Raw genomic sequence first — 22,943 nt, 5'->3', positions numbered from 1 at the left:
CGCCGGCGTTCCTGTCAAAAGTCGAGACGATGGTTGGGCGGGGCCGCCGGGGGCGGCCCGCGGGAAGTTCAGCCCTCGGGTGGGCGGACCTGCATGAGCGCTGGAATCATGGTGGTTTCCTCCGTGGCGGCGGTCTCGTCGGCGCCCCTTCGGCGCCCCGCAGGGCAGAAGGAAACTCCAGGGACCTGCGCTATTTTTTTACGATTGTTGCCAAGGCGAACAATCCTGTCAACGTCATTTGTTGCACAACACAACATTATTCGCTTGGAGACGGCAGGGCCGCACCGGCCGCGAACTTGGAAACATCAGGAAAAACGCGCCTTTCAGCGCTTTCTCCGCGGGTGTGCGACGAAACCGCGCAGTGCTTTGGCGGCAGAACTGTTGTTGATCGCAACATTTTCTTTGGCTAGGCTCGTGTTCGGGAATGGGAGGGGCCGCCCAGTGGTCCGAGTAGGAGTGCAGCCATGAATGAACACACGTTCGCCCACCTCACCGTCGAGCGGAAGGGGGCGCTCACCCTGGTCGGCCTGAACCGTCCGGACAAGCGCAACGCCATCAGCGACGCCCTGCTGGGCGAGCTGGACGCCGTCTTTTCCCGGCCGCCGGAGGGCACGCGCTGCATCGTGCTGCACGGCCACGGCGAGCATTTCTCGGCCGGGCTCGACCTGTCGGAACACCGCAGCCGGACCGCCTATGAGGTGATGCAGCACTCGCAGGCATGGCATCGGGTCTTCCACCAGATCCAGTTCGGCGGCGTGCCGGTGGTGGCCGCCATGCGGGGGGCGGTGATCGGCGGCGGCCTCGAGCTGGCAGCAGCAGCCCACGTCCGCGTCGCCGAGCCGAGCTGCTTTTACGCACTACCGGAGGGGCAGCGCGGCATCTACGTCGGCGGCGGCGCCTCGGTGCGCGTCGCCCGCATCATCGGCGTCGGCCGCATGACCGAGATGATGCTGACCGGGCGGTCGTACGACGCCGAGGACGGGCTGCGACTGGGCCTGTCGCACCATCTCACCCCCGAGGGCGAGGCGATGGCGACGGCAACCCACTTGGCCGAGCGCATCGCCAGCAACGCGCCGATGTCCAACTACGCGATTCTCAACGCGCTGCCGCGCATTTCCGATATGAGCATGAACGACGGCTTCTTCACCGAATCTCTCATGGCAGCGCTGGTGCAGACCAGTTCGGACGCCGAGGAGCGCATGCACGCCTTCCTGGAGAAGCGCGGTCCCAAGGCTGGGGCTTGACGGCCACCGCGTGCGGGAGCAGGCATAGGGCCCGACACAGAGAGGTGGACGCATGGCGGCCGGAAAGCGGCGGCGAACGGCGCGGAGCGCAGAGGACGAGGGATTCGAGGCGGCTGCCAGAGGGCCGGGCGTGGACGTCGACATGCTCGAGGACATCGTCGGCTATCCCCTGCGCCGCGCCCAGACGGCCATCTACCAGGACTATCAGCGCGCGATGGCCGAACACGGCATCCGCCCCGCCCAGTTCGCCGTCCTGGTCATCGCCGGCAAGAGCCCCGGCCTGACGCAGTCGGCGTTGGCCGAGGCGATGGGGATTGACCGCTCGGGCTCGGCCCTGCTCATCGACGCGCTGGAGAAGAAGGGCCTCGTCGCCCGCATCCCCTCGGCCACCGATCGGCGGTCCTACGCGATCATGCTGACGGTCCGCGGCCAGGGCGTGCTCGACCGCATGAAGGAACTGGTCCACGAACACGACCGCCGCGTCTGCGCCCGGCTGACGCCCGAGGAGCGGACCACCTTGATCGCACTGCTGAAGCGCCTGTATTAGGGCGGCCTACGCCGCCAGCCCCAGCGTCCGGACAAGGCCGCCGCGGGCGGGGGCTTCCACGGCGTAGATGCCAAGCGGACCGCTGAAGTGCCTCTCCGAGCCGACATACCGCATGCCCAGCCTCTCGGCGACCCGTAGGGAGCGGCCGTTGTCCGGCCCGATCATGGCGATCACGCTGCCCAGCTTCAGCGTGTCGAGTGCGTGCTCCAGCCAGCGCCGTGCCGCCTCGGTGGCGTAGCCGTTGTCCCATTGGTCCCGGCGGACCGCATAAGCGATCTCGGTGCGGCCGTCCGAGAGGGGAGTAAGGCCACACATGCCCAGGAGGTCGCCGGTGGTGCGCGAAACCACCGCCCAACAGCCCAGGCCCGCCTCCTGCTGCTGCTCCATGATGCCCGCCAGCCGTCGGCCCGTCGCGTCCACATCGCGATCCGCGCCGAAGACGCTGTGCCGCATCACCTCCGGGTTGCCGGTGATGCGATGAAGGGGAAGGTGGTCGTCGGCGGAGAAGGGCCGCAGGCAGAGCCGGGGGGTGACGAGGAAACGCATGCAAACCTGAGTCATCACTGCGCTTGTGCCAGACGCATGCACGCCGGCAGCGGCAACCTAGGCCTTTTCGCCAGACAGGCAATGATCCCGATCAATATAAGCCGGCATCCGGTCCCGAGGGGCACGACCGCTGCCCATCGGGAAATCGGTCAACCCATTGGGTTGGCTGGCTGTTTCGTCAGGGCACGAAGGCTTGGCGGTCGATGCCGTAGCGCTGCATCTTTTCATTGAGCGTACGGCGGGGGATGTCCAGGCGTTCCATCACCCGGCCGACGTCGCCGTCACAGGCGGCGAAGGCGCTGCGAATGGCGCGGCATTCGAAATCAGCCACCATCTCGGAAAGCGGCCGTGACGCGCCGGGTGCGGCGGTGTCCCCGCCGCTTCCCGGCGCCAGCGACACAGTGCCCGCGCCGAGACCGAGGGCAAAGCGCTCCGCCGCGTTCTTCAACTCGCGCACGTTGCCCGGCCAGCCATGGCCCATCAGGGCCGCCCGGTCGGCCGAGCCGAGCGTTCGCGGCGGCCGGCCATGGATGCGCGCCGCTTCGGAGGCGAAATACTCGAACAGCAGGGGGATGTCGTCGGCCCGGCGGCGCAGCGGCGGAATCAGGATTTCCGCCACCGAAAGACGGTAATAGAGATCCTCGCGGAAGCGCCCCGCGCGCACCGCTTCCAGAAGGTCCACCTTGGTGGCCGCGACCGTGCGCACGTCGATCGGGATCGAGCGGTTGGAGCCCAAAGGCTCGACCGTCCGCTCCTGTAAGGCGCGCAACACCTTGACCTGCAAGGCCATCGGCATGCTCTCGATCTCGTCGAGGAACAGCGTGCCGCGGTGGGCGTGCTCGAACTTGCCGGCCCGCCGCCCGGCCGCCCCGGTGAAGGCGCCGGGCTCATGGCCGAAGAACTCGCTTTCGAACATGCTCTCGGGAATGGCCCCGCAATTGACCGCGACGAAGGGCTGGCCGGCGCGTGGCCCCAAATCGTGCAGGCAGCGGGCGACCAACTCCTTGCCGGTGCCGGTCTCGCCGTGGACGATGACGTTGACGTTGGTTCCCGACAGTTCGAGGATCTGGCGGCGCAACGCATCCATCGCCGCCGCGGTGCCGAGGATGCGCGCCTCGATGCCGCTGTCGGCGGTCACCTGCCGGCGCAGGCGGCGGATTTCCAGCACCAGCCGGCGCTTTTCGCAGGCCCGCCGCACCGTGTCGGCCAGCCGGTCGGGCACGAAGGGCTTTTCGATGAAGTCGTAGGCGCCCTGCCGCATGGCGTCGACCGCCATGGCGATGTCGCCGTGCCCGGTGACCAGCACCACCGGCAGGTCGGGGTCGCGCTCCAGCGCGTGGCGCATCAGGGTCAACCCGTCCATCCGCGGCATGCGGATGTCGCTGACCAGGATGCCGGGAAAGTCGGCGTCGAGGCGATCCAGCGCCGCGGCTGCGTCCTCCACGGCGACGGTGCGCAGCCCGGCCAGCCCCAGCCATTGCACCAGCGCCACGCGCACCGCCTGTTCGTCGTCGACGACCAGGACATCGCAGGATTCGGCGCGGGACTCGGACATTCAAGGGCTCCGAACCAGAGGGGCCGCCGCCTTGGGCAGAACGACGGCGAAGACGGCGCCGCCGCCGGGAGCGTTCTCCGCCCGCAGGGTGCCGCCGAAATCTTGCACGATGCCGTAGGACAGCGAAAGGCCCAGCCCCAGCCCCTGGCCGACCTCCTTGGTGGAGAAGAACGGGTCGAACAGCTTGTCGAGATCGCCCGCCGCGATGCCGGTGCCGGTGTCGGCGATGCGCACCTCCCAGACCCCGCCATCCGCCCCCTCGGCCACGGTGAGCGACAAACGGCGCAGCGGCGCCTCCTTCATGGCGTCGGCGGCGTTGCGCAGCAGGTTGACGAAGACCTGCTCCAGCCGGATGGAATCCCCCATCGCCCAGGCGTCCGGACCCCCGGCGTCCGGTCCGGCGTGCCGGACCAGCTCGATGCCGTCCTCGCGCAGCGACGCCTCGACCAGCAGCAGCGCCCGGTCCAGCGCCCGGCCAAGGGCCACCGGCTCGCGCCGGCCGGGGCTCTTGCGGGCGAAGGTCTTGAGGTGGCTGGTGATCTCGGCCATACGGCTGGTCAGATCGTCGATCATGCCGAGGTTGAGGGCGACGGTGGCGAGGTCGCCGCGCTCGGCGAAGATTCGGGTCGAGGCGATGAAGGTGCGGATGGCCGCCAGCGGCTGGTTGATCTCGTGCGCCAGCGCCGCCGACATCTGGCCGAGCGCCGCCATCTTGCCGGCGTGGACCAGCGCCTCCTGGGCGCCGCGCAGATCGGCGGTGCGTTCCTCCACCTTGCGTTCGAGTTCGTCGCGGGCCGCGTGCAGCGCGTCGGCGACGGCGGCGCGCGCCTCCAGCAGCGTGCGCTGGCGCTGGCGGCGCTGGCGGAGCGCCAGGACCAGCAGTCCAGCCGCGAGAATCCCGGCCGCGGCCATGACCCCGGTGTCGCGCTGGCGCTGCTCGACCGGGGCGAGGTCGCCGACGTAGTGCAGCGTCCAGCCATGATCGGGCAGGGTGCGCGACAGCATCAAGGATCGGCGCCCGCCGGTGCGGACGATCCGGGCGTCGCCGGACAGCCGGGCGACCTCCTCGAAAGCGGCGCGGTGGAGCGGCGCGTTGGCGTATTGCTGGGTGGCGGCGATCTCGGCGGCGGTCGCCGGGGTGAGGTCGGCCAGGGTGCCGTAGCGCCAGTCCAGGCGGCTGGCCAGAATGGCGACCTGATGGGCGTCGGTCAGCATCACCCCCTCGCCGCCGCGCGCCCATTCCTGCTGCAAGGGCTCCAAATCCACCTTGACGACCGCCACCCCGGCCACCGCGCCGTCCTGTGCCCGGACGGCGCCGGCGATGAAATAGCCGGGCATGCTGGTGGTCACCCCGACGCCGTAATAACGGCCGCTGCCGCTGGCCACCGCCTGGATGAAATAGGGCCGGAAATCGTAGTGCGAGCCGACGAAGCTTCCCGGCTCCCGCCAGTTGCTCGACGCCAGCGTCAGCCCGCGCCCGTCCATGACGAAGAGCGCGGCGGAGCGCGCGTCGTCGTTGACGGTCGCCAGGGTGCGGTTGGCCCGCTCGGCCAGCGTCGCGTCGCCGCCAGCGGCCAGCAGGGCGCGGATGTCGGGATCGCGGGCCAGCAGCGCCGGCAGGTAGGAGTATTTCTCCAACGCCGTCGACACCATGCTGGCGTAGAGGTCGAGGCGCTGGTACCCGGCCGTGCGCATGTCGTCCAGCGCCCGGCGCCGCACCGCTTCGCCGGCCGCCCAGCCCATCAGCGCCGCCACCACGGCGAGCAGGACGATCATCCGCCCCGGCCCGCGGGCGAAGAATCGTCTGGCCGACGCGGCCTGCCGGCCCCCGATCCATCGCGCCTGCATGCCCCCTCCCAGATCCGGTACATCGGCGGAATTCCGCCGAGAACCCGCACCCCTTTCGGCGGAATTCCGCCGACGGCAACCGTCCTCACCCGGCATTTTCGTTGAAACTCAACGCGTTGCCAAGCGTCCGCCAACTGGTCCCGATCTTGAGTAAGGCCGGGCGGCCAACAGCAAGAACCGGGAGGACACGCATGGACGCCACATCCGCCACCGCCACCGCCGAAACCGCGCGCATCGACACCGCGCAGCCCGGCAGCCTCGCCGACATGCGCCGCCGTTTGAAGGCGATCTTCATCGGCTCGATCGGCAACCTCGTGGAATGGTACGACTTCTACGCCTACGCCGCGTTCGCGCTCTATTTCGCCAAGTCCTTCTTTCCCGATGGCGACGAGTTGGTCCAGCAGCTGAACGCGGCGGTGCTGTTCGCCGCCGGTTTCCTGGTCCGCCCGCTCGGCGGCTGGCTGTTCGGCCACATCGCCGACCGCCACGGCCGGCGCACGTCGCTGACCATCTCGGTGCTCTTGATGTGCTTCGGCTCGACGGTCATCGCGGTGACGCCGTCCTACGCCACCATCGGCTTCGCGGCCCCGGTCATCCTGGCCTTCGCTCGCATCCTGCAAGGTCTCAGCCTGGGCGGCGAATACGGCACCAGCGCCACCTACCTCAGCGAGATGGCCGATTCCAAGAACCGCGGTTTCTATTCGAGCTTCCAGTACGTGACGCTGATCGGCGGCCAGCTCTGCGCCATTTCGGTGCTGCTGCTGCTTCAGCAGGTCTTCCTGTCGGCCGAGGAACTGCGCGCCTGGGGCTGGCGGATTCCGTTCGTGATCGGCGGCCTGCTCGCCATCGTCGCCGCCGTCATGCGCCGCAATCTGGAGGAAACCGACAGCTTCATCGCCGCGAAAAAGCAGGCGCCGAAGGAGAGCGCCATCCGTGCCCTGATGCGCCACCCCCGTGAAGTCGTCCTGGTGATCGGGCTGACCATCGGCGGCACCGCCGCCTTCTACACCTACACCACCTACATGCAGAAGTTCCTGCGCCTGTCGGTCAAGCTGACCGACGACCAGACGACGCTGGTCACCGCCGGTTCGCTGATCTTCGCGCTGATCCTTCAGCCGATCTACGGCGCCATTTCCGACCGCATCGGCCGCAAGGCGCTGCTGATGGGCTTCGGCATCGCCGGCACGCTGTTCACCGTCCCGCTGCTGACCGCCTTGCAGAACGCCCACGACGCGTTGACCGCCTTCCTGCTGGTGGCCGCCGCCTGGATGATCGTCACCGGCTATACCTCGATCAACGCGGTGGTGAAGGCCGAGCTGTTCCCGGCCGGCGTGCGGGCCACCGGCGTCGGCCTTCCCTACGCGCTGACCGTCTCGATCTTCGGCGGCACCGCCGAGCCGATCGCCCTGTGGCTGAAGTCGGCGGGCCACGAGGTGTGGTTCTACTACTACCTGACCGGCTGCATCGCGGTGTCCCTGCTGGTCTACACGCTGATGCGCGACACCAGGAAGCATTCCGCCATCACCGCCTGACGCGCTCCGAAACGGCGCGCCGCCCACCGCCTTGGCCGGGCGGCGCGCCGGCTGTCAGCGGTGTTCGGAGAACAGGTCGCGCACCTTGCAGAGCAGCTTCCCGATGGGGCGCGGCTTGGGCGGCGTGACGGTGTCGGCGAACCAGTCGGCCACGGCCTTGGCGGGCTCCGACTCGCCGGTCATGATGGCGGCGATCCCGCGCTTTTCCATGCGCTTGAGAAAGCCCTCGCCCGCCGAGTTGGCGATCACCGCGACGATGCCGTCCAACGGGTGCGGGCCGTTGTCGCGCCAATGGTGGAAGGACTGTTCCCTGGTCAGCTCGACCTGGGACACCAGCGTCGGCGCCCGGTCCGGCGTCGCGTCGTACACCAGCCAATGCCGCGCCTGTCCGGCATGGCCCGTGACGGTCTGGTAATCCCGTGTGGCAACGGCGACGCGCATCGCGCTTCCCTCGACTGCGTATAAATGACGATGATCAAGTCGGACTATAGCCGGAGTTGCGGGGCAAGGCTTCGAAAAACATCGTGCGAATGCGAGTCGTTCGCATTATAAGCGGAAGGGAGGCGGGTCCGTGTCCATCGGCCCGCCGCCGATCCCTCCAGCCGGAGCTTGGTTTCCGCGATGCCCGACACACTTCCTGGGCGAACCGCCGCCCGTTTCCTGCCGCTCCCGATCATCCTCCTCGCCCCGGCCGCGGCGCTGGCGCAGGAGGGCGCGCCGGAGGTGGCGGCGGCCACGCTGCCGCACGATCTGTCGCCGCTGGGCATGTTCCTCGCCGCCAGCCCGGTGGTGCAGGCGGTGATGGTCGGTCTGGCGCTCGCCTCGGTCGCCACCTGGACGGTGTGGCTCGCCAAGTCGCTGGAACTGGCGGCGGCGAAGCGTCAGGCCCGCGCGGGGCTGGCCGGGCTGGAGCAGGCGCGCTCGCTGACGCAGGCGGCGGAACTCGTCGGCTTCACCAAGGGGCCGGTCGCGGACCTGCTGCGCGCCGCCATCGCCGAGGTGCACCTGTCGCAGGACGTGCCCGGCGAGGGGCTGAAGGAGCGCGCCGCCTCGCGGCTGGAACGGATCGAGGCGGCGGCCGGCCGGCGCATGATGCGCGGCACCGGGCTGCTGGCCAGCATCGGCTCGACGGCGCCGTTCGTCGGGCTGTTCGGCACGGTGTGGGGCATCATGTCCGCCTTCATCGGCATCGCCAAGGCGCACACCACCAACCTCGCCGTGGTGGCGCCGGGCATCGCCGAGGCGCTGCTGGCGACCGCCATCGGGCTGGTGGCGGCGATCCCGGCGGTGGTCGTCTACAACATCTTCTCGCGCTCCATCGCCGGCTGGCGAGCGCAACTGGCCGACGCCTCGGCGTCGGTGCTGCGCCATCTCAGCCGCGACCTCGACCGCCGCGCCCTGCCGCGCCTCACCAAGGCGGCGGAGTGAGCCATGGCCGCGCGCCTCGACCACGGCGAGGGCGACCTCGCGGAGACCCACGAGATCAACGTCACGCCGTTCATCGACGTGATGCTGGTGCTGCTGATCATCTTCATGGTGGCGGCGCCGCTCGCCACAGTGGACGTGCCGGTGGATCTGCCGGCCTCCACCGCGGCGCCGCAGCCGCGCCCCGATGCCCCGCTGTTCCTGACCGTCCGGGCGGACCGTTCGCTCGCCCTCGGCGACGCGGCCATCGAGCGTGAGCGGCTGGGCGCGGCGCTCGACGCGGCGAGCGGCGGTGCGAAGGACAGCCGCATCTTCCTGCGCGCCGACCGCACGGTGGACTATGGCGAGTTGATGGGTGTGATGAACGGGCTGCGAGCCGCCGGCTATCTGAAGGTGGCGCTGGTCGGGCTGGATGGCGGGGCGGCGCCGTGAGCGCGGCTGCGGTGCATCCGGACGGCGGCGACCTGCGGCGCTGGACGGCGAGCCTCGTCGTGGTGCTGGCCGCGCACGTGGCCGGCGGGGCGGGGGTGCTGGCGTGGCGCGCGACGGCCGACATGGCGGTGCCGCCGAGCGCCGTGTTGATCGACCTGGCACCGCTGCCGGAGTCTGCACCCGCACCGCCGGTCGAGACCGCGGCGGCCCCGGCGCCGCTTGAACCGCCGCCGCCCGAGCTGCTGCCGCCGGAACCGATCCCAGAACCGCTGCCCGACCTCCCGCCGCCACCGGTGCCGGCGCCCGAGGTGGCGGTCGCCCTGCCGCCGCGCACCAAGCCGCGGCCACCGGAGCGTCCGCAGCCCGCCACCAAGCCGGTCGAACCGCGCCCGCCGGTGTCGGCTCCCGCGCCGCCCGCCGCTGCGGTGCCGGCTGCGCCTGCCCCGGCGGTTGCCGCGCCCTCCGGGGCGGTGCGGAACTGGCAGGGCACGGTGCTGGCGCACCTGGAGCGGCACAAGCGCTACCCGCGCGCCGCCCAGTCACGGCGGCAGCAGGGGGTTGCCCACGTGCGGTTCGTCATCGACCAGCAGGGCCGTGTGCTGTCGCACAGCCTGGAGAAGGGCTCGGGCGTCGCCGCGCTGGACGAGGAAACCCTGGCGATGGTCGAGCGCGCCGACCCGCTGCCCGCCCCACCGCCGGACATGACGCAGCCGCGCATCGAACTGGTGGTGCCGGTGGTTTACGCCATCAAGTGAGGGCCTCCTTAAGCCTCGCCATTATCGATAGCTCCCGATACAATCCCGCCGCGTAATTGCTACGCCGATTCGCCGGTCACCGCAGGCAGGACACTCGGGATGGATGCTGATCTGGAGGGCGTGGCCTCGCCGGGGGCGGAAGAGGCGTTCCGCCGAATTCTCAAGGGTAATGAAGAGGGCGGCCTGCGGCTCTACAAGCAGGCGCTTTCAAACCGCGATGCCGGCCGCATTCCGGTCGGCGTGCACATCTCGATGATGCGGCAGGCCGGACGAGCGGCCATAGCCGATGTCATGGAGCAAACGGGCCGCCTTTTCGGCCATGATCTCGCGCTGTCCTCGGCGATGCCGGGGGTTTCGGCCGAACGCCGGATGTCCGAGTACCGCGCGCTTTTCGCGCGAGGGCAGGTGAACGCGCGGATGCTGGCCGGCTATGCCGACGCGCTCAGCGACGCGGGGGATGCCGCCAACCTCGCGGACCTCATGGATCCGGCCCGGCTGCGGGTGGTCGAAGCCGATTGGACGATGCCGGACGGGTCCGGGCGGCCGTTGCGCGCGGCGGTCGATGAGCTGCTTGCCGCGTCGAAAGACAAGGCGGAGTGGCGGGAAGCCGTCATGAGCGTCCGCAACATGCACTATCTGCCCGGCGCGCTCGATCTCGACCATCCCACGATGCGCTTCCTGGTCCAGTGCATTCGGCGCGAGGTGGAGTCCGCTCTGGCCGCTTTGACGTTCAGCAACCCGCTGCATCGGCTGGCCCATTGGCCATCGAAAACCTACACGCTGAACAGTTGGGCCATGTACTCGGACGGGGCCGGCTACAACACGCAGCACCACCACCCCAGAGGCATGCTGACCGGAGTCTATTACGTGGCGGGCGACTACGGAGAGAACGCCGACCCCGGCGACGGCGCCTTGCGGTTCGGGCCGAGCCCGACCGGCCGCGCCGAATGCGAGGGATGGCCCAGCGCCGTCATTCCGGCGGTGCCGGGGACGCTGTTGCTCATGCCCTCCTACTACACGCACTTCACCTTGCCCGTGGGCCGGCCGATACGGCGGGTCGTCATTCCCTTCGATGTCGTGGAGCGGCTGGATACGGGCGAATAGCCTCCAGCGTCCGTTCGAGCCGGCGGCGGCGATCTGTTTTCGCGAATGCGAATCAATCGCAAAAATGGGTTGCTTCCCGAGCCGGCTACCCCTTATGCCTATGCCTCAGTGATGCGAATGACTATCAATTGCGAATAGCCATCCGCGCGACGACACACGCAAGAGGCAGGACATGACGGGGATGATCGGCGGGTTCGGTGCACGGGGGGAGGGCGGAGGCATCCGCCGTGCGGTGCTTCTGCGGACGACGGCGCTGGTCGCCGTCTGTCTGGCCGGCGCGGCGAGCGCGGCGGAGACGGCGCAGGCCCCGGTCGTTCTCGATCCGGTGAAGGTGGAGGACAGCGCCCCCTCCGCGCGCGCCGCCGAAGGCTACGTCGCCAAGCGCACGAGCGCCGCCACCAAGACCGACACGCCGCTGCGCGACGTGCCGCAGTCGGTGACCGTGGTGACCGACGAGGCGATCAAGGATCAGGCCATGCAGGGCATGGGCGACGTGGTGCGCTACATGCCCGGCATTACCGCGGGGCAGGGCGAGGGCAACCGCGACCAGCTGACCATCCGCGGCAACAGCACCACGGCGGACTTCTTCACCGACGGCGTCCGTGACGACGCGCAGTACTTCCGCGACCTCTACAACGTCGAGCGGGTCGAGGCGCTGAAGGGGCCGAACGCCATGATCTTCGGCCGTGGCGGCGGTGGCGGCGTGATCAACCGCGCGTTGAAGGAGGCGGACGGCAAGACGGTCCGCGAACTTGGCCTGCGCGGCGGTTCGTTCGGCGACAAGCGCGTCAGCGCCGACGTCGGACAGGCGCTGTCCGACAGCGTCTCCGCCCGCGTCAACGCCATGGCCGAGAAATCCGGCAGCTTCCGCGAGGGCGTCAAGCTTGACCGCTGGGGCGTCAACCCCACCGTCACCGTCAAGCCGGGCGACCGGACCAAGCTCAAGCTGAGCTATGAGTACGTCCACGACGAGCGCACGGCGGACCGCGGCATCCCGTCCTTCCAGGGGCGGCCGCTCGACACGGGCGTGTCGACCTTCTTCGGCAACCCGGAACTGAACGTCGCGGAAACCAACGTCGACACCGTCGACGCGCTGGTCGAGCACGAGATCACCGACCATCTCACCATCCGCAACCGAAGCCGCTTCGGCGATTACGACAAGTTCTACCAGAACGTCTATCCCGGTGCCGTCGCCACGGCCGGCACCCGTGTGGCGCTGTCCGCCTACAATCACGCGGTCAAGCGCCAGAACCTGTTCAACCAGACCGACCTCGTCTACGACCTGACCACCGGAGCGGTGAAGCACACGCTGCTGGCCGGCGTCGAACTGGGGCGTCAGAAGACCGACAACTTCCGCCAGACCGGCTTCTTCCCCGGCAACGCCACGACGCTCAGCGTGCCGGTCGCGACGCCCACGGTGTTCACCCCCATGGTCTGGCGCCAAGCCGCCACCGACGCCGACAGCCGGGCCATCACCACCGTGGCGGGGGTCTACGTTCAGGATCAGATCGAGCTGACCGAGCAGTGGCAGGTGATCGCCGGGCTGCGCTACGACCGCTTCGACATCGATTTCCACAACAACCGCAACGGCCAGGACCTCGGCCATACGGACGGCCTGTGGTCGCCGCGCCTGGGAATCGTCTACAAGCCGGTCGAGCCGCTGTCGCTGTACGCCAGCTACAGCGTGTCGTACCTGCCCGGTTCGGGCGACCAGTTCACCACGCTGACCGGCACGACGGCGGCGCTGGACCCGGAGAAGTTCGTGAATCTGGAGGTGGGCGCCAAGTGGGACGTCCGTCCCAACCTGTCGCTGACCGCGGCGCTGTTCCAGCTCGACCGCGACAACACCAGCGCGCCCGATCCGAACAACCCGGCGCTGGTCGTGCAGACCGGCAGCCAGCGCAGCCGCGGCCTGGAACTGGGCCTGACCGGCAACATCACCGAGGCGTGGCAGGTGATCGGCGGCTACGCGCTGCAGAACGCCGAGATCACCAGCCGGACCAGCACCGCCTTCGCCGGCGCCACGGTGCCGGTGGTGCCGCGCCACACCGTCTCGCTGTGGAACAAGTATCAGTTCACGTCGATGTGGGGCGCCGGCATCGGCGTCGTCCACCAGAGCAGCGTCTATGCCGCCGCCGACAACGCGGTGACGCTGCCGGGCTTCACGCGCTTCGACGCTGCGGCCTACGCGAAGCTGACCGAGAACGTCCGGCTCCAGCTCAACGTGCAGAACCTGTTCGACCGCAAGTACTTCACCACGTCGAACGGCAACAACAACATCGCGGTGGGCGCGCCGCGCACGGTCCTGGTGTCGCTGACCAGCAACTTTTAAAGCGCTTCACGCTGCATCTTGAAGCCCCTCCCCCCTCGCGGGGGAGGGGTTGGGGAGAGGGGGAGTTCCCGGCGGCAGCCGGGATATAAGTTCCTGGCCGGCGGTGCCGGCGCCACCCTCTCCCCAACCCCTCTCCCCTCGCGGGGGAGGGGCTTCAGGCCCTGGCGAAAACAGCTTCAAGTGCTTCCAGTGCCGGCGCTCAGTCCCGCGGGATGAGCGCCAGCACCGCGTCGATCGCCGGGGCGCCGTCGCTGCGCATGGACTCGGGAAGCACCGTGCGGGCACCCTCGATGGCCCCGCGGATCTCGCCGGGTGAGACGCCGGCCGCCGACAGGCCGCGGGCCAGCGTGCCGCACACCGCGCTCAGCGCGGCGACCTGTGCGTGCAGGGCGACCTGCTGCTGGTACAGCGCCTCGATCTGGCCCTGCGCCTGCCTGGTGGCGCTGATCAGGCTGCGGAACGCGTCGTTCTGTTCGAGCAGCGCCGTGCGCATGGCATCCGCCTCGCCGCGCGTGCCGAAGTCGTTCCCCGCGTCGGCCAGGAAGGTCTTCCACAGCCGCTCGAATTCAGTTCGGGTCATACCGTCGTACATCGGGAGGCTCTGCCGGGCTGTGGTTTCCGCCCGAGTCTAACACGCGCCAGGGCTGGGCGACAGCCGCGCGGACAGGCGCCTTTCCGGCCCCGCCGACGCTTCGGCGCAAGGGGGTGGTCAAGCGGGCGATCGGTCATGGACCTACGGTCATCAGCCATCCGCGGCGTTGCGGCACCGGGCCGGGCTGGGTAGGGTCCGGGCTCCCCCCAACAACGACAACGAGACCTGCCATGAACGGACTGCGCCCGCAGACGTGGCGATGCCGCGTTGCCGATCTTTTGGACGATCCCGTCGCCGAGGCGGTGCTGCGCCGCGACGGGCTGTCGCGCGACGACGTGTTCGCCGAACTCGCCCCCATCGCCGACGCTCTGACCCGCCGCCGCCGCCGCGAGCGCGGTGCCGGCCCCTGGGCCTTCGCCGAGGCGGACGCCCCGGCCGCCTGAGGTCTCCTTGCTCCACGAATCGCCTCACGAATCGAAAGACGCTGGACGGCGTGCGGCCATTACCTTGACGTGACCTGCCTTGACGCTGTTCGCGTGGCGGACAATGTGAAGTGTCGTGTCCTCGGTTCAAGGAGGCGGGCTTGTTCAATCCTTTGATCACGGCCACCGCCGGCTGGTCGGAAGCGGTGGAGGAGCGGGCGAAGCGGCTTCTCGACTTTCGCCTGGGAACCGAGAACGGCGTGCCGCTCACGATGGCGACCATGCTCGCGCGCTGCCATTACGACCCGGTCGCCAGCGCGCGCTTTTTGATGATCATCCCGCCGCTCACCGCCCAGCGCGAGCTGACCAAGACCGTCACACGCTTCCGAATCGGCGGCGAGCCTTGCCCGGACCCGGTGGCCACCGCGCGCGCCGCGCTCTCCTTCGCCGGCCGCGCCGTCGCCATGCACGAGATTCACCCCGAACGGCAGTTGCTCGCCAACCTGCTGGGCGCCCTTACTGGCATGAAGCGCCCGTCGCATTGACGTTTTCCCGCCTGCCTTATCTCTGCGCACAACCATCCGGGGGTGCGGCGGTGTGGACACCCGCTGTTTGTCAAGCGGGTGTCGCCACCACGTGCGATGGTTGATAAACTGTCTGCCGAGCGTCGGCGCGAGGGAGGCGGATGAACGGCAAGCGGTTTGGTGTGGCGTCACGGCTCATGGCCGGGACGATCGGCGCAGCGGCGCTGATGCTGGGCGCTGCGCTGATGGTGGCGCTGGCGCTGGGCGACATGGATACCGCCGGGCAGCAGCCGCTGCTGGCGGGTGCGGTGGCGGTGTCGCTGCTCGCCGCCGTGACGACGCTGGCGTTGAGCGTCGCCATCGTCCGCCGTCTGGAGCGCGTCAAGCACAGCGTGCGCACTCTGGTTGCCGGCACCCCGGCCGTCAATGCCAGGGCCGTGCCCGCCACCGGCGACGAGGTCGCCGAGATGGCGCAGGCGGTCGACTACTTCGTGGCCGAGATCCACCGCCGCGAAGAGGCGCTACGCGAGAGCGAGGCGCGGTTCCGCGGCCTGATCGAGGGCTCGATCCAGGGCATCCTGGTGCACCGCCGGTTCACGCCGCTGTTCGCCAACGAGGCGTTCGCGCGCATCCACGGCTTCGCCGGAGTCGAGGAGCTGATGGCGCTTCCCGACGTGAAGGGCCTGATCGCGCCGGAAGAGCGGGCGCGCGCCTGGAAGTCCTACATGCGTCTGATGGCGGGCGATCTGCAGCCCGGCGTGCAGCGAATCCGCAACCTGCGGCGTGACGGCAGCATCGTGTGGCTCGACATCATCGACCGCGTGGTCGAGTGGATGGACGGCCCGGCGGTGCAGACCATCGTCGTCGACGTAACCGAGCGCGTGCGCGCCGAGTCCGACGCCGCTGCCGTGGCCGCCCACCTCAGCGACGCGGTGGAGGCGATGCCCAGCGCCATCCTGCTGGTGGATGCCGACGACACCATCCTGCTGCACAACCGGAAATTCCGCGAGTACTGGAACTTCACCCAGGAGGAAATGGGCGCCTATCCCAACATCGGCGACCATCTGCGCTACTGGGTCACCCGCGACATGCCCGACGTCGACGCGGACGCCTATGTCGAGAGCCGTGCGCGGGTGCTGAGCAGCGGCCGGCCCTATTCGCATCAGGTGCGCTCGGTGGACGGCCGGGACATGGAGATCCGCGGCTCGCCGCGCCCGGCCGGCGGCTGGGTCATCACCGTCACGGACGTCACCGACCGCATGCGCACGGTGGCGGCGCTGCGCAACAGCGAGGAACGCTTCCGCGACCTCATCGAGGGGTCGGTGCAGGGCATCCTGATCCTGCGCGACTTCCGCGCGCTGTTCGTCAACCAGGCCTTCGCGGCGATGACCGGTTACGGCGAGCCGCGGGAGCTGCTGAGCGTGCCGCTGCTCGACGACCTTGTCCCGGCCGAGGAGCGCGAGCAGACGCTCGCCTGGCACGACCGCTTCATGGACGGCGCCTCCATCGACGAACCGGTGCGCCGCAGCCGGCTGCGGCGGCGCGACGGCTCGTACATCTGGGTGGACGTGACCACCCGCGGGGTCGACTGGATGGGCGAGCGGGCGATCCAGATCACCTGCGTCGACGTCTCCGCCCAGGTCGCTGCCGAAAACGCGCTGGCGGCGCGCAACGCCCAGCTCCAGGCCCTGTTCGACGCCCTGCCGAGCGGCATCTGCATGTTCGACCGTGACCGCCGCGCCGCCTTGTGGAACGAGCAGTACCTCCGTTTGTGGCGCTATCCCGACGGGCTGATGGACCAGCGCCCGACGCTGGCCGACCTCGTCCGCTTCGTGGTGGCGCGCGGCGACTTCGGCGCCGTGGACGTGGACGAGCAGATCCGGCGCGTCACCGGCTATGTGGACGGCGGCGAAGCCGTGGACGTGGAGATCGCCCTGTCCGGCGGTCCGGTTCTGGCGATTCGCGGCAACGGCATGCCGGACGGCGGCTACGTCTACACCTACGCCGACGTGACCGAGCGCATCCGCGCCCAGGACCAGCTGCGTCAGGCCAAGGATCAGGCGGAGGAGGCGGCGCACGCCAAATCGACCTTCCTCGCCACCATGAGCCACGAGATCCGCACGCCGATGAACGGCGTGCTCGGCATGCTGGAGGTGCTGGAGCGCACCACGCTGGACATCGAGCAGCGCAAGGTGCTGGGGGTGATCCGCGAATCGGCCTCGGCGCTGCTGACCATCATCGACGACATCCTCGACTTCTCGAAGATCGAGGCCGGCCGCTTGCAGATCGAATCCGTGCCGGTGTCCGTGCGCGACCTGACCGAGGGGGTGGCGGACCTGCTGGCGACCCGCGCGCGGGAAAAGCGCCTGGACCTCGTCACCCAGGTCGATCTGGACGGGGCGGAGAACCGCGTCGGCGACCCGGTGCGGTTGCGGCAGGTGCTGCTGAACCTCGTCGGCAACGCGGTGAAGTTCACCGAGCGCGGCTTCGTCGCCGTGGTGGTGCGCCCCGGCGCCACGCCGGACAGCGTCCGCTTCGAGGTGCGCGACAGCGGCATCGGCCTCAGCGACGAGGAAAAGGCCCGCCTGTTCCAGCCCTTCACCCAGGCCGACGCCTCGACCACCCGGCGCTTCGGCGGCAGCGGGCTCGGGCTGTCGATCTGCCGCCGGCTGGTCGGCATGATGGGCGGCTCCATCGGCGTCGAGGGCGCGCCGGGCGGCGGCTCGACCTTCCGCTTCGAGGTGCCGCTGCCCCGTATGCCGATGGACGAGTCGGCCGCCGGCCCAGAGATTGCCGGCGCGGTTGCCGGCGCGGTTGCCGACTTGGCCGGCCTGCGCGTGCTGGTCGTCGACGACACGCCGGTGGTACGCGACGCCTTCGCCGCGGCGCTCGCCGGGGCCGGGGCCGAGGTGGTGCCGGCGGCGGACGCGGCGGCCGGCTTCGATGCGCTGCACGGAGCGCTGGCGGCGGAGGCGCCCGTGCAGGTCGCCGTGCTCGATCACGACCCCGGCGCCCTCGACGGCTTGGCGCTGGCCGCCGCGCTGAGGCGCATTCCCGGCCTGGACGCCACCCGAATCATCCTCGCCACCGGCCGCGAGGATTCCGGCGTGGTGGCCGACGGCGAGCGGATGGGCGTCGCCGAGGTGCTGTACAAGCCCGTGCGCCGTGACGTGCTGCGCGCCGCGGTGGCGCGCGCCGCCGGCCGCGCCGCGCCCGAGTCGGCGCCATCGGCGCGGCACGCCGACATCGGCAAGGCGCTGCCGCCGCCGCCGGACGAGGCGCTGGCCGCCGGTGCGCTGATCCTGGTGGCGGAGGACAACCCGACCAACCAGATCGTCATCCGCAAGCAATTGGAACAGCTGGGCTTCGCCGCCGAGATCGCCGGCAACGGCGCGGAGGCGTGGGACGGCTTGCAGCGCAAGGCGTACGGCCTGCTGCTGACCGACTGCTTCATGCCGGAGGTGGATGGTTACGAGCTGGCGCGGCGCATCCGCATGGCCGAGCGCGACAGCGGCCGGCGCCTGCCCATCGTGGCGCTGACCGCCAACGCGCTGATCGGCGACGCCGAGCGCTGCTTCGCCGCCGGCATGGACGATTTTCTGTCCAAGCCGGTGGATCTGCAAAGCCTGTCGCGCGTCATCGCGCGTTGGCTGCCGCAGGCCCTGGCGCTACGCCGGCCGGTGGTGGATTCGGTCCCGCTCGCGGTCGCCCCCGCGCCCGCCAGGACGAACGGTTCCGCCGTGCTCGACCTCGGCCATGTGGTGGCGACGTTCGGCAGCGTCGACGCGGCGCGCGACCTGCTGCTCTTCTTCCTGGAGACCACGGCGCCGCTGCTCGACGAGATGACGGACGAACTGGCCGCCGGGGACGCCGATGGCGGTCGGCACGCCGCCCACGCCGCCGCCGGGGCCGCGCGCACCGCTGGTGCGGTCGAGCTTGCCACGGTGTGCACGGAGATCGAGCGCAGCGCCGCCAGGGGGGATCTGGGCACGGCGGCGCAGCGCATCCAATGCCTGCGCGAGGCGTTCTCCCGCGTCGAGCGGGTCATCCGGTACGAGTTGTAGTCCAACGATGTTGCCCGCGGCGGCAGCGTCCTGTTACCGTCCCAGGGGTTGAGCTGTGCCGGTCGGCACGAGAGGAGCGAGCATGGACAAGAAGCCCGTCGAATACGAGCAGCACACGATCCTCGTCATCGAGGATCAGCCGTTCGTCCGGCGCACCATCATGCAAATCCTCATGCAGATCGGCTTCAAGACCATCGCCGAGGCCGACAACGGCGAGACCGGCATGGCCGAGTGCATCCGCGTCAACCCCGACGTCATCGTTTGCGACATCGACATGAAGCCGGTGAGCGGCTTGCAGTTCCTTGCCCAGCTGCGCGCCAGCAAGGACGTGGCCAACAGCCGCACCCCGGTGGTCTTCCTGACCAACCACACCGAGTCGGAAATCGTGAAGAAGGCCATGGCGTTGGGTGTCAACGGCTTCGTCGTCAAGCCGCCGTCCTTCGGCGCGCTCAAGGAACGCGTGGACCGCCTGTTGGCCGCGCGCTAGGCGTCCGCCCATGGCCACCCGCCCCATGGCCGAGCATTCGGACGTCCTCGCCGACCTGCACACCGCCAACGTCACGCTTGAGCAGAGCGTCGCCGCGCACGCCGCCGAGATCGCCCGGCTGACCGCCGCGCTGGAGGCCGCCCAGGTGCGCGCCGACGAGGCGGTGCGCGCCAAGACCCGCGCGCTCGCCTTCATGAGCCAGGAGATCCGCGTTCCCGTCGGCGCCATCGTCGATGCCGTGCACCCGCTGCTGGCCGCCCCGCTCGGGCCGGCGGAGCGTGAGCGGGTGTCGCGCATCCTGCGCTCGGTCAGCACGTTGCGCCTGCTGCTGGACGACCTCGGCGACCTCGCGCGCCTGGAGGCCGACGAGATCACCCTGGAGCAGGAGCCCTTCGTCGTCGAGACCGTGGTCGGCAGCGCCGTGTCGGCGTTGCGCGAAGCTGCCGAGGAGCGCGGCCTGCGCGTCGAGGCGTTCATCGACCCGGCGGTGCCGGCCAAGGTGGTGGGCGACGCCGCGTGGCTGCGCCACGTGCTGGTGGATCTGCTGGGCATGGCGCTGCGCGACAGCGACGCCCCGGTGATGACCGTCCGCGTCACCGCCGCGGCGCTGGCCGATGGCCGGCAGGGGCTGCAATTCACCGTTGCGGATGCCGGGGCCGGGCTGGTGCGCGAACTGCGCGCGTGGCTCGACGACGCGGTGCCGGGGGCGGCGGGCGCGGCGGCGGTCAGGGCCAACCGGGCCGGCGCGCGCGCTCTCGGCCTGCATGTGTGCCGGCGCGTCCTCGGCCTGATGGGCGGCGCTTTGGGGGTCGAGTCGGACGGCACGGTCTGGTTCACCGTCGCTGCCGATCCCGGCCCGGCCAGCCCCGCGGCGCCGCGCGACCGTCCGTCGCTCAGCATCCTGGTGGTCGAGGACAACCCGGTGAACCAGCGCGTCAACGCGTGGCTGCTGGAGAAGGACGGCCACCGCGTCACCGTCGTCGGCGACGGCCGGCACGCGGTGCGGCTGGTGGCGACCGGCGGCTTCGACGCGGTGCTGATGGACCTCGACGTGCCCGGCCTCGACGGCTTCGACGCCACCCAGGCGATCCGCGCGCTCGGCGGGCCGGAGGCGCAGGTTCCGGTGATCGCCATCACCGCCAGCGACCTGCCGGAGGACATCGCGCGCTGCCACGCCGCCGGCATGGACGACCATTTGCCGAAGCCGGTGAGCCCCGCGGCGCTGTCCCGCGTGCTCGACCGCCTGATCGAGCCGGACGAACCGAACGCTGCCGCGGCGGAGTTCGACCCGTCCGTGCTGTCGTCGCTGGAGGGCGTGCTCGGCGCCAACCGGGTGCGCGCCCTGGTGACCGAGTTCCTGGGGCGCACCGACGCGCTGCGCGCGCACTTGCGGCACGCCGACGCCGGGGCGCTGGCCGATGCGGCGGCCGAACTGAAGAAGGCCGCCGGCAGCGTCGGGCTGTGCGCCGTCTACCGCACGGCGGTGGCGCTGGAGCACGCCGCCCGCGAGGGCCGCATCGAGGCCGAGACGCTGGCCCTCACCCTGGACGAACAACTCGCCCGCGGCGAGGAACGGTTGCAGGGCCTTATCGGCTCGGGGTGAGCGGCATGCCCTTCTCGCCGTCGAAGCAGGCGTCGTAGTCGTCGCACTTCTCGCAGTGTGGCGACTTGCAGAGCAGGAATCCCTCGCGCTGGCAGAGCTGGCGGTAAAAGAACTTTTTCCACTTCATGTCGCCGCTGTTCAGCGCCGCCATCGACGGGAAGTGCTTGAGGAACATGGCGCTCAGCTCGCCGCGGTCGGCGAAGCCCATGTCCTGCCAGAGGTGGTTGGGCTCCAGGCTTCGCCGCGCGATGATGGCGGCCAGCCACACCTCTTCCTCGGCCGTGCCGGCACGATTCTCCAGCAGCATGGCGCGCAGATCGGCTTCCTCCAGCGCGTCCTCGCCGGTGTCGTCAGGGTGGCTGGAATCCAGCAGGTGGGCGCGGTCCGGCAGGTGCTTGGCCAGCAGCCGGGCCAGATCCGCGAGGCCGAGACCCAGCGCCAGCGGCAGCGGGCGTGCGTCCCGCGCGGCCAGATCGACGATGCGGCCGAACAGGTGGCGGTCGAGGTCGGCGTCCGAAGGAACCATGGCGGCGCACCATCCCAAGAGCGATTGGACATCCATGATGACCTATTTCGCAGGTGCAGCAAAGCGCCTTCGACGCGCGCGGATTTGACCCATTGAAGCCGAACGGTTTTCGGAGCCAGACTCCCAATGCTTTCAAGCGCACGGAGGCGACGATGGCGGACGCCCTGGGGCATGCCCTGCTGGCCCGGTTGGCGGCGTTGTGCGACGCGCCCGAACCGCTGGCGGCGCTGCTGGTCGATTTCCGCGGCGTCGAGCACGGCGACGACCCGCGCTTCTCGCTGACGCTGGACCATTACCTGGAAAGCTGGCTAGGCGCGCGCGAGCGCGAGGTGTTCCGGCTGCCCGGCCCGCGCCTGCTGATCCTCGCTCCGGCCGAGGCGGCGGCGCTGCTGGACAGCGGGGCGAACGCGCTGGTGCGCGTGCTGCGCGGCCACGGCTTCGGGCTGATGCACTTCACCACCTACGACGTGGCCAATGACGCCGCGCGACTGGCCGCCGACATCGTGCCGCCGGGCGCGCTGGACCGCGCCACGATCGCAGCCGCCGCCGAACGCGTGCCGACCGCAGCGCTCGGGCAGGTGCTGGAGGTCGAGCGCGTGCTGCACGGAGCCGACATCGAGAGCCTCGTGCGCGAGCAGGCCGTGTGGTCCTTCGCCGACCCGGACGAACCGGCGCTGGTGCTGACCGAGCTAGCGGTGTCGCTGGAAGAGCTTGAGGCGCGCCTCGACCTGCCGCTGCGCCGCGATGCGTGGCTGCGTCACGAGGTGTTCGCCAGGCTCGACCATGGCTTGATGCGCCACATCGCGCGCGACCGGTTGCGCGACCGCCGGCCGCTGGCCTTCGACCTGCACACGGCGACCGTGCTGGACGACCGCTTCGCCGCTCTGGCGCACGCCATTCCCGCGGAGATGCGCCGCCATCTGACCACCGAGCTGGCGTGTTGGGAAGTCGGCCTGTCCGCCGCCCGCTTCGCCGCCGCGGCCGACCGACTGGCCGATTTGGGCTTCGCGGTGGCGGTGGACCACGTGCCGCTGCCGGCGCTGCCGACGCTCGATCTGGGGGCGGCTGAGGTGGCCTATGTCAAGGCGCTGTGGGCGCCGCGCACGCCGGACGCCGCGGCGCTGCTGCGCGCCGGGATGGAGCGTTTCGGCGCGGAGCGTCTGGTGCTGTGGCGTTGCGACCGTGCGGAAGCCTTCGAGGCCGGCCGGCAGGCGGGGGTAACGCTGTTCCAGGGGCGCGCCGCCGACGAAGCCGTCCGCGCTCCGCAAGCCGAAGCCGTGGAGGCGCCCGCCGCCCGTCCGCGCGCTCACGCCGCCGTGACGGAGGAGCCGCCGCCGGAAGCCGAAAAGCCCAGGGCGGGTCTGCTGACGCGTCTGTTCGGGCGCGGCGGTTGAGATTCGGAGGT

20 protein-coding genes are annotated in these 22,943 nt (G+C 70.2%); 14 read left to right on the top strand and 6 right to left on the bottom strand.

What is annotated here, in order from left to right:
* Positions 1-464 precede the first annotated feature (464 nt).
* Positions 465-1,244: a crotonase/enoyl-CoA hydratase family protein gene (locus ACSVDD_RS20830; RefSeq protein ID WP_448191311.1), complete on the top strand. Its 780-nt coding sequence runs from the start codon at positions 465-467 to the stop codon at positions 1,242-1,244.
* Positions 1,245-1,296: 52 nt separating this feature from the next.
* Positions 1,297-1,791: a MarR family winged helix-turn-helix transcriptional regulator gene (locus tag ACSVDD_RS20825; protein WP_448191310.1), complete on the top strand. Its 495-nt coding sequence runs from the start codon at positions 1,297-1,299 to the stop codon at positions 1,789-1,791.
* 6 nt (positions 1,792-1,797) lie between these two features.
* On the opposite strand, the gene ACSVDD_RS20820 is transcribed toward ACSVDD_RS20825, so the two are convergent.
* The 3 genes from ACSVDD_RS20820 to ACSVDD_RS20810 all read right to left on the bottom strand — a co-directional run bounded on the left by ACSVDD_RS20820 (position 1,798) and on the right by ACSVDD_RS20810 (position 5,740).
* The gene (locus tag ACSVDD_RS20820) at positions 1,798-2,337 is read right to left on the bottom strand and encodes a GNAT family N-acetyltransferase (RefSeq protein WP_448191309.1); all 540 of its coding nucleotides are present in this window, start codon (positions 2,335-2,337) and stop codon (positions 1,798-1,800) included.
* Positions 2,338-2,515: 178 nt separating this feature from the next.
* Positions 2,516-3,892 carry a sigma-54-dependent transcriptional regulator gene (locus tag ACSVDD_RS20815; RefSeq protein WP_448191308.1) on the bottom strand — a complete coding sequence of 459 codons (1,377 nt, stop codon included), beginning with the start codon at positions 3,890-3,892 and terminating at the stop codon, positions 2,516-2,518.
* Positions 3,893-5,740 (bottom strand): sensor histidine kinase, encoded by a 1,848-nt coding sequence (locus ACSVDD_RS20810; RefSeq protein WP_448191307.1) that lies wholly within the window; start codon positions 5,738-5,740, stop codon positions 3,893-3,895.
* A gap of 191 nt (positions 5,741-5,931) precedes the next feature.
* Here ACSVDD_RS20810 and ACSVDD_RS20805 point away from each other — a divergent pair, with 191 nt between their 5' ends.
* A complete protein-coding gene (locus tag ACSVDD_RS20805) occupies positions 5,932-7,272 on the top strand; it encodes an MFS transporter (RefSeq protein ID WP_448191306.1) in 1,341 nt (446 codons plus the stop codon).
* Between the two features lie 54 nt (positions 7,273-7,326).
* Here the strand turns inward: ACSVDD_RS20805 and ACSVDD_RS20800 are convergent, their stop codons facing one another.
* Positions 7,327-7,713 (bottom strand): NifB/NifX family molybdenum-iron cluster-binding protein, encoded by a 387-nt coding sequence (locus ACSVDD_RS20800; protein WP_448191305.1) that lies wholly within the window; start codon positions 7,711-7,713, stop codon positions 7,327-7,329.
* 180 nt (positions 7,714-7,893) lie between these two features.
* Here ACSVDD_RS20800 and exbB point away from each other — a divergent pair, with 180 nt between their 5' ends.
* The 5 genes from exbB (at position 7,894) to ACSVDD_RS20775 (ending at position 13,320) form a co-directional block, all read left to right on the top strand.
* Entirely contained in the window at positions 7,894-8,700 is an 807-nt protein-coding gene (gene exbB, locus ACSVDD_RS20795) for a tonB-system energizer ExbB (RefSeq protein ID WP_448191304.1), read from the top strand.
* Positions 8,701-8,703: 3 nt separating this feature from the next.
* Positions 8,704-9,129, top strand: coding sequence for a TonB system transport protein ExbD (gene exbD / locus ACSVDD_RS20790; protein ID WP_448191303.1), 426 nt, complete (start codon positions 8,704-8,706; stop codon positions 9,127-9,129).
* Positions 9,126-9,884: an energy transducer TonB gene (locus tag ACSVDD_RS20785; protein ID WP_448191302.1), complete on the top strand. Its 759-nt coding sequence runs from the start codon at positions 9,126-9,128 to the stop codon at positions 9,882-9,884. The genes exbD and ACSVDD_RS20785 overlap by 4 nt, the downstream gene beginning before the upstream one ends.
* A 99-nt stretch (positions 9,885-9,983) precedes the next feature.
* Positions 9,984-10,988, top strand: coding sequence for a putative 2OG-Fe(II) oxygenase (locus tag ACSVDD_RS20780; RefSeq protein WP_448191301.1), 1,005 nt, complete (start codon positions 9,984-9,986; stop codon positions 10,986-10,988).
* A 172-nt stretch (positions 10,989-11,160) separates the two neighbouring features.
* Complete coding sequence (locus ACSVDD_RS20775; protein ID WP_448191300.1) at positions 11,161-13,320, top strand: TonB-dependent receptor; 2,160 nt, start codon at positions 11,161-11,163, stop codon at positions 13,318-13,320.
* Between the two features lie 199 nt (positions 13,321-13,519).
* Here the strand turns inward: ACSVDD_RS20775 and ACSVDD_RS20770 are convergent, their stop codons facing one another.
* Positions 13,520-13,900: a hypothetical protein gene (locus ACSVDD_RS20770; protein WP_448191299.1), complete on the bottom strand. Its 381-nt coding sequence runs from the start codon at positions 13,898-13,900 to the stop codon at positions 13,520-13,522.
* A 242-nt stretch (positions 13,901-14,142) separates the two neighbouring features.
* On the opposite strand from ACSVDD_RS20770, the gene ACSVDD_RS20765 reads away from it, so the two are divergent.
* From ACSVDD_RS20765 to ACSVDD_RS20745, 5 genes are all read left to right on the top strand, one after another.
* On the top strand, positions 14,143-14,355 hold the full coding sequence (locus tag ACSVDD_RS20765; protein WP_448191298.1) for a hypothetical protein: 213 nt from the start codon (positions 14,143-14,145) through the stop codon (positions 14,353-14,355).
* A 140-nt stretch (positions 14,356-14,495) separates the two neighbouring features.
* A complete protein-coding gene (locus ACSVDD_RS20760; RefSeq protein ID WP_448191297.1) occupies positions 14,496-14,879 on the top strand; it encodes a hypothetical protein in 384 nt (127 codons plus the stop codon).
* Between the two features lie 176 nt (positions 14,880-15,055).
* On the top strand, positions 15,056-18,922 hold the full coding sequence (locus tag ACSVDD_RS20755; protein WP_448191296.1) for a PAS domain-containing hybrid sensor histidine kinase/response regulator: 3,867 nt from the start codon (positions 15,056-15,058) through the stop codon (positions 18,920-18,922).
* Between the two features lie 82 nt (positions 18,923-19,004).
* On the top strand, positions 19,005-19,409 hold the full coding sequence (locus ACSVDD_RS20750; protein ID WP_448191295.1) for a response regulator: 405 nt from the start codon (positions 19,005-19,007) through the stop codon (positions 19,407-19,409).
* 10 nt (positions 19,410-19,419) lie between these two features.
* The gene (locus tag ACSVDD_RS20745; protein WP_448191294.1) at positions 19,420-21,012 is read left to right on the top strand and encodes a response regulator; all 1,593 of its coding nucleotides are present in this window, start codon (positions 19,420-19,422) and stop codon (positions 21,010-21,012) included.
* On the opposite strand, the gene ACSVDD_RS20740 is transcribed toward ACSVDD_RS20745, so the two are convergent.
* Entirely contained in the window at positions 20,996-21,538 is a 543-nt protein-coding gene (locus ACSVDD_RS20740) for a nitrogen fixation protein NifQ (RefSeq protein WP_448191293.1), read from the bottom strand. The genes ACSVDD_RS20745 and ACSVDD_RS20740 overlap by 17 nt on opposite strands.
* A 152-nt stretch (positions 21,539-21,690) precedes the next feature.
* On the opposite strand from ACSVDD_RS20740, the gene ACSVDD_RS20735 reads away from it, so the two are divergent.
* Positions 21,691-22,932 (top strand): hypothetical protein, encoded by a 1,242-nt coding sequence (locus ACSVDD_RS20735; RefSeq protein WP_448191292.1) that lies wholly within the window; start codon positions 21,691-21,693, stop codon positions 22,930-22,932.
* Positions 22,933-22,943 lie beyond the last annotated feature (11 nt).

The sequence above is a fragment of the Azospirillum terrae genome (assembly GCF_053470425.1).
The sequence above is the reverse complement of the archived record's forward strand: the minus strand, read 5'-3'. Positions and strand labels throughout refer to the sequence as shown.

What these genes read in the sequence shown, in the direction of transcription:
- ACSVDD_RS20830 (WP_448191311.1), top strand. Translation starts at nt 465, where the DNA reads ATGAATGAACACACGTTCGCCCACCTCACCGTCGAGCGGAAGGGGGCG.
- ACSVDD_RS20825 (WP_448191310.1), top strand. Translation starts at nt 1,297, where the DNA reads ATGGCGGCCGGAAAGCGGCGGCGAACGGCGCGGAGCGCAGAGGACGAG.
- ACSVDD_RS20820 (WP_448191309.1), bottom strand. Translation starts at nt 2,337, where the DNA reads ATGCGTTTCCTCGTCACCCCCCGGCTCTGCCTGCGGCCCTTCTCCGCC.
- ACSVDD_RS20815 (WP_448191308.1), bottom strand. Translation starts at nt 3,892, where the DNA reads ATGTCCGAGTCCCGCGCCGAATCCTGCGATGTCCTGGTCGTCGACGAC.
- ACSVDD_RS20810 (WP_448191307.1), bottom strand. Translation starts at nt 5,740, where the DNA reads ATGCAGGCGCGATGGATCGGGGGCCGGCAGGCCGCGTCGGCCAGACGA.
- ACSVDD_RS20805 (WP_448191306.1), top strand. Translation starts at nt 5,932, where the DNA reads ATGGACGCCACATCCGCCACCGCCACCGCCGAAACCGCGCGCATCGAC.
- ACSVDD_RS20800 (WP_448191305.1), bottom strand. Translation starts at nt 7,713, where the DNA reads ATGCGCGTCGCCGTTGCCACACGGGATTACCAGACCGTCACGGGCCAT.
- exbB (WP_448191304.1), top strand. Translation starts at nt 7,894, where the DNA reads ATGCCCGACACACTTCCTGGGCGAACCGCCGCCCGTTTCCTGCCGCTC.
- exbD (WP_448191303.1), top strand. Translation starts at nt 8,704, where the DNA reads ATGGCCGCGCGCCTCGACCACGGCGAGGGCGACCTCGCGGAGACCCAC.
- ACSVDD_RS20780 (WP_448191301.1), top strand. Translation starts at nt 9,984, where the DNA reads ATGGATGCTGATCTGGAGGGCGTGGCCTCGCCGGGGGCGGAAGAGGCG.
- ACSVDD_RS20775 (WP_448191300.1), top strand. Translation starts at nt 11,161, where the DNA reads ATGACGGGGATGATCGGCGGGTTCGGTGCACGGGGGGAGGGCGGAGGC.
- ACSVDD_RS20770 (WP_448191299.1), bottom strand. Translation starts at nt 13,900, where the DNA reads ATGACCCGAACTGAATTCGAGCGGCTGTGGAAGACCTTCCTGGCCGAC.
- ACSVDD_RS20765 (WP_448191298.1), top strand. Translation starts at nt 14,143, where the DNA reads ATGAACGGACTGCGCCCGCAGACGTGGCGATGCCGCGTTGCCGATCTT.
- ACSVDD_RS20755 (WP_448191296.1), top strand. Translation starts at nt 15,056, where the DNA reads ATGGCCGGGACGATCGGCGCAGCGGCGCTGATGCTGGGCGCTGCGCTG.
- ACSVDD_RS20750 (WP_448191295.1), top strand. Translation starts at nt 19,005, where the DNA reads ATGGACAAGAAGCCCGTCGAATACGAGCAGCACACGATCCTCGTCATC.
- ACSVDD_RS20745 (WP_448191294.1), top strand. Translation starts at nt 19,420, where the DNA reads ATGGCCACCCGCCCCATGGCCGAGCATTCGGACGTCCTCGCCGACCTG.
- ACSVDD_RS20740 (WP_448191293.1), bottom strand. Translation starts at nt 21,538, where the DNA reads ATGGTTCCTTCGGACGCCGACCTCGACCGCCACCTGTTCGGCCGCATC.
- ACSVDD_RS20735 (WP_448191292.1), top strand. Translation starts at nt 21,691, where the DNA reads ATGGCGGACGCCCTGGGGCATGCCCTGCTGGCCCGGTTGGCGGCGTTG.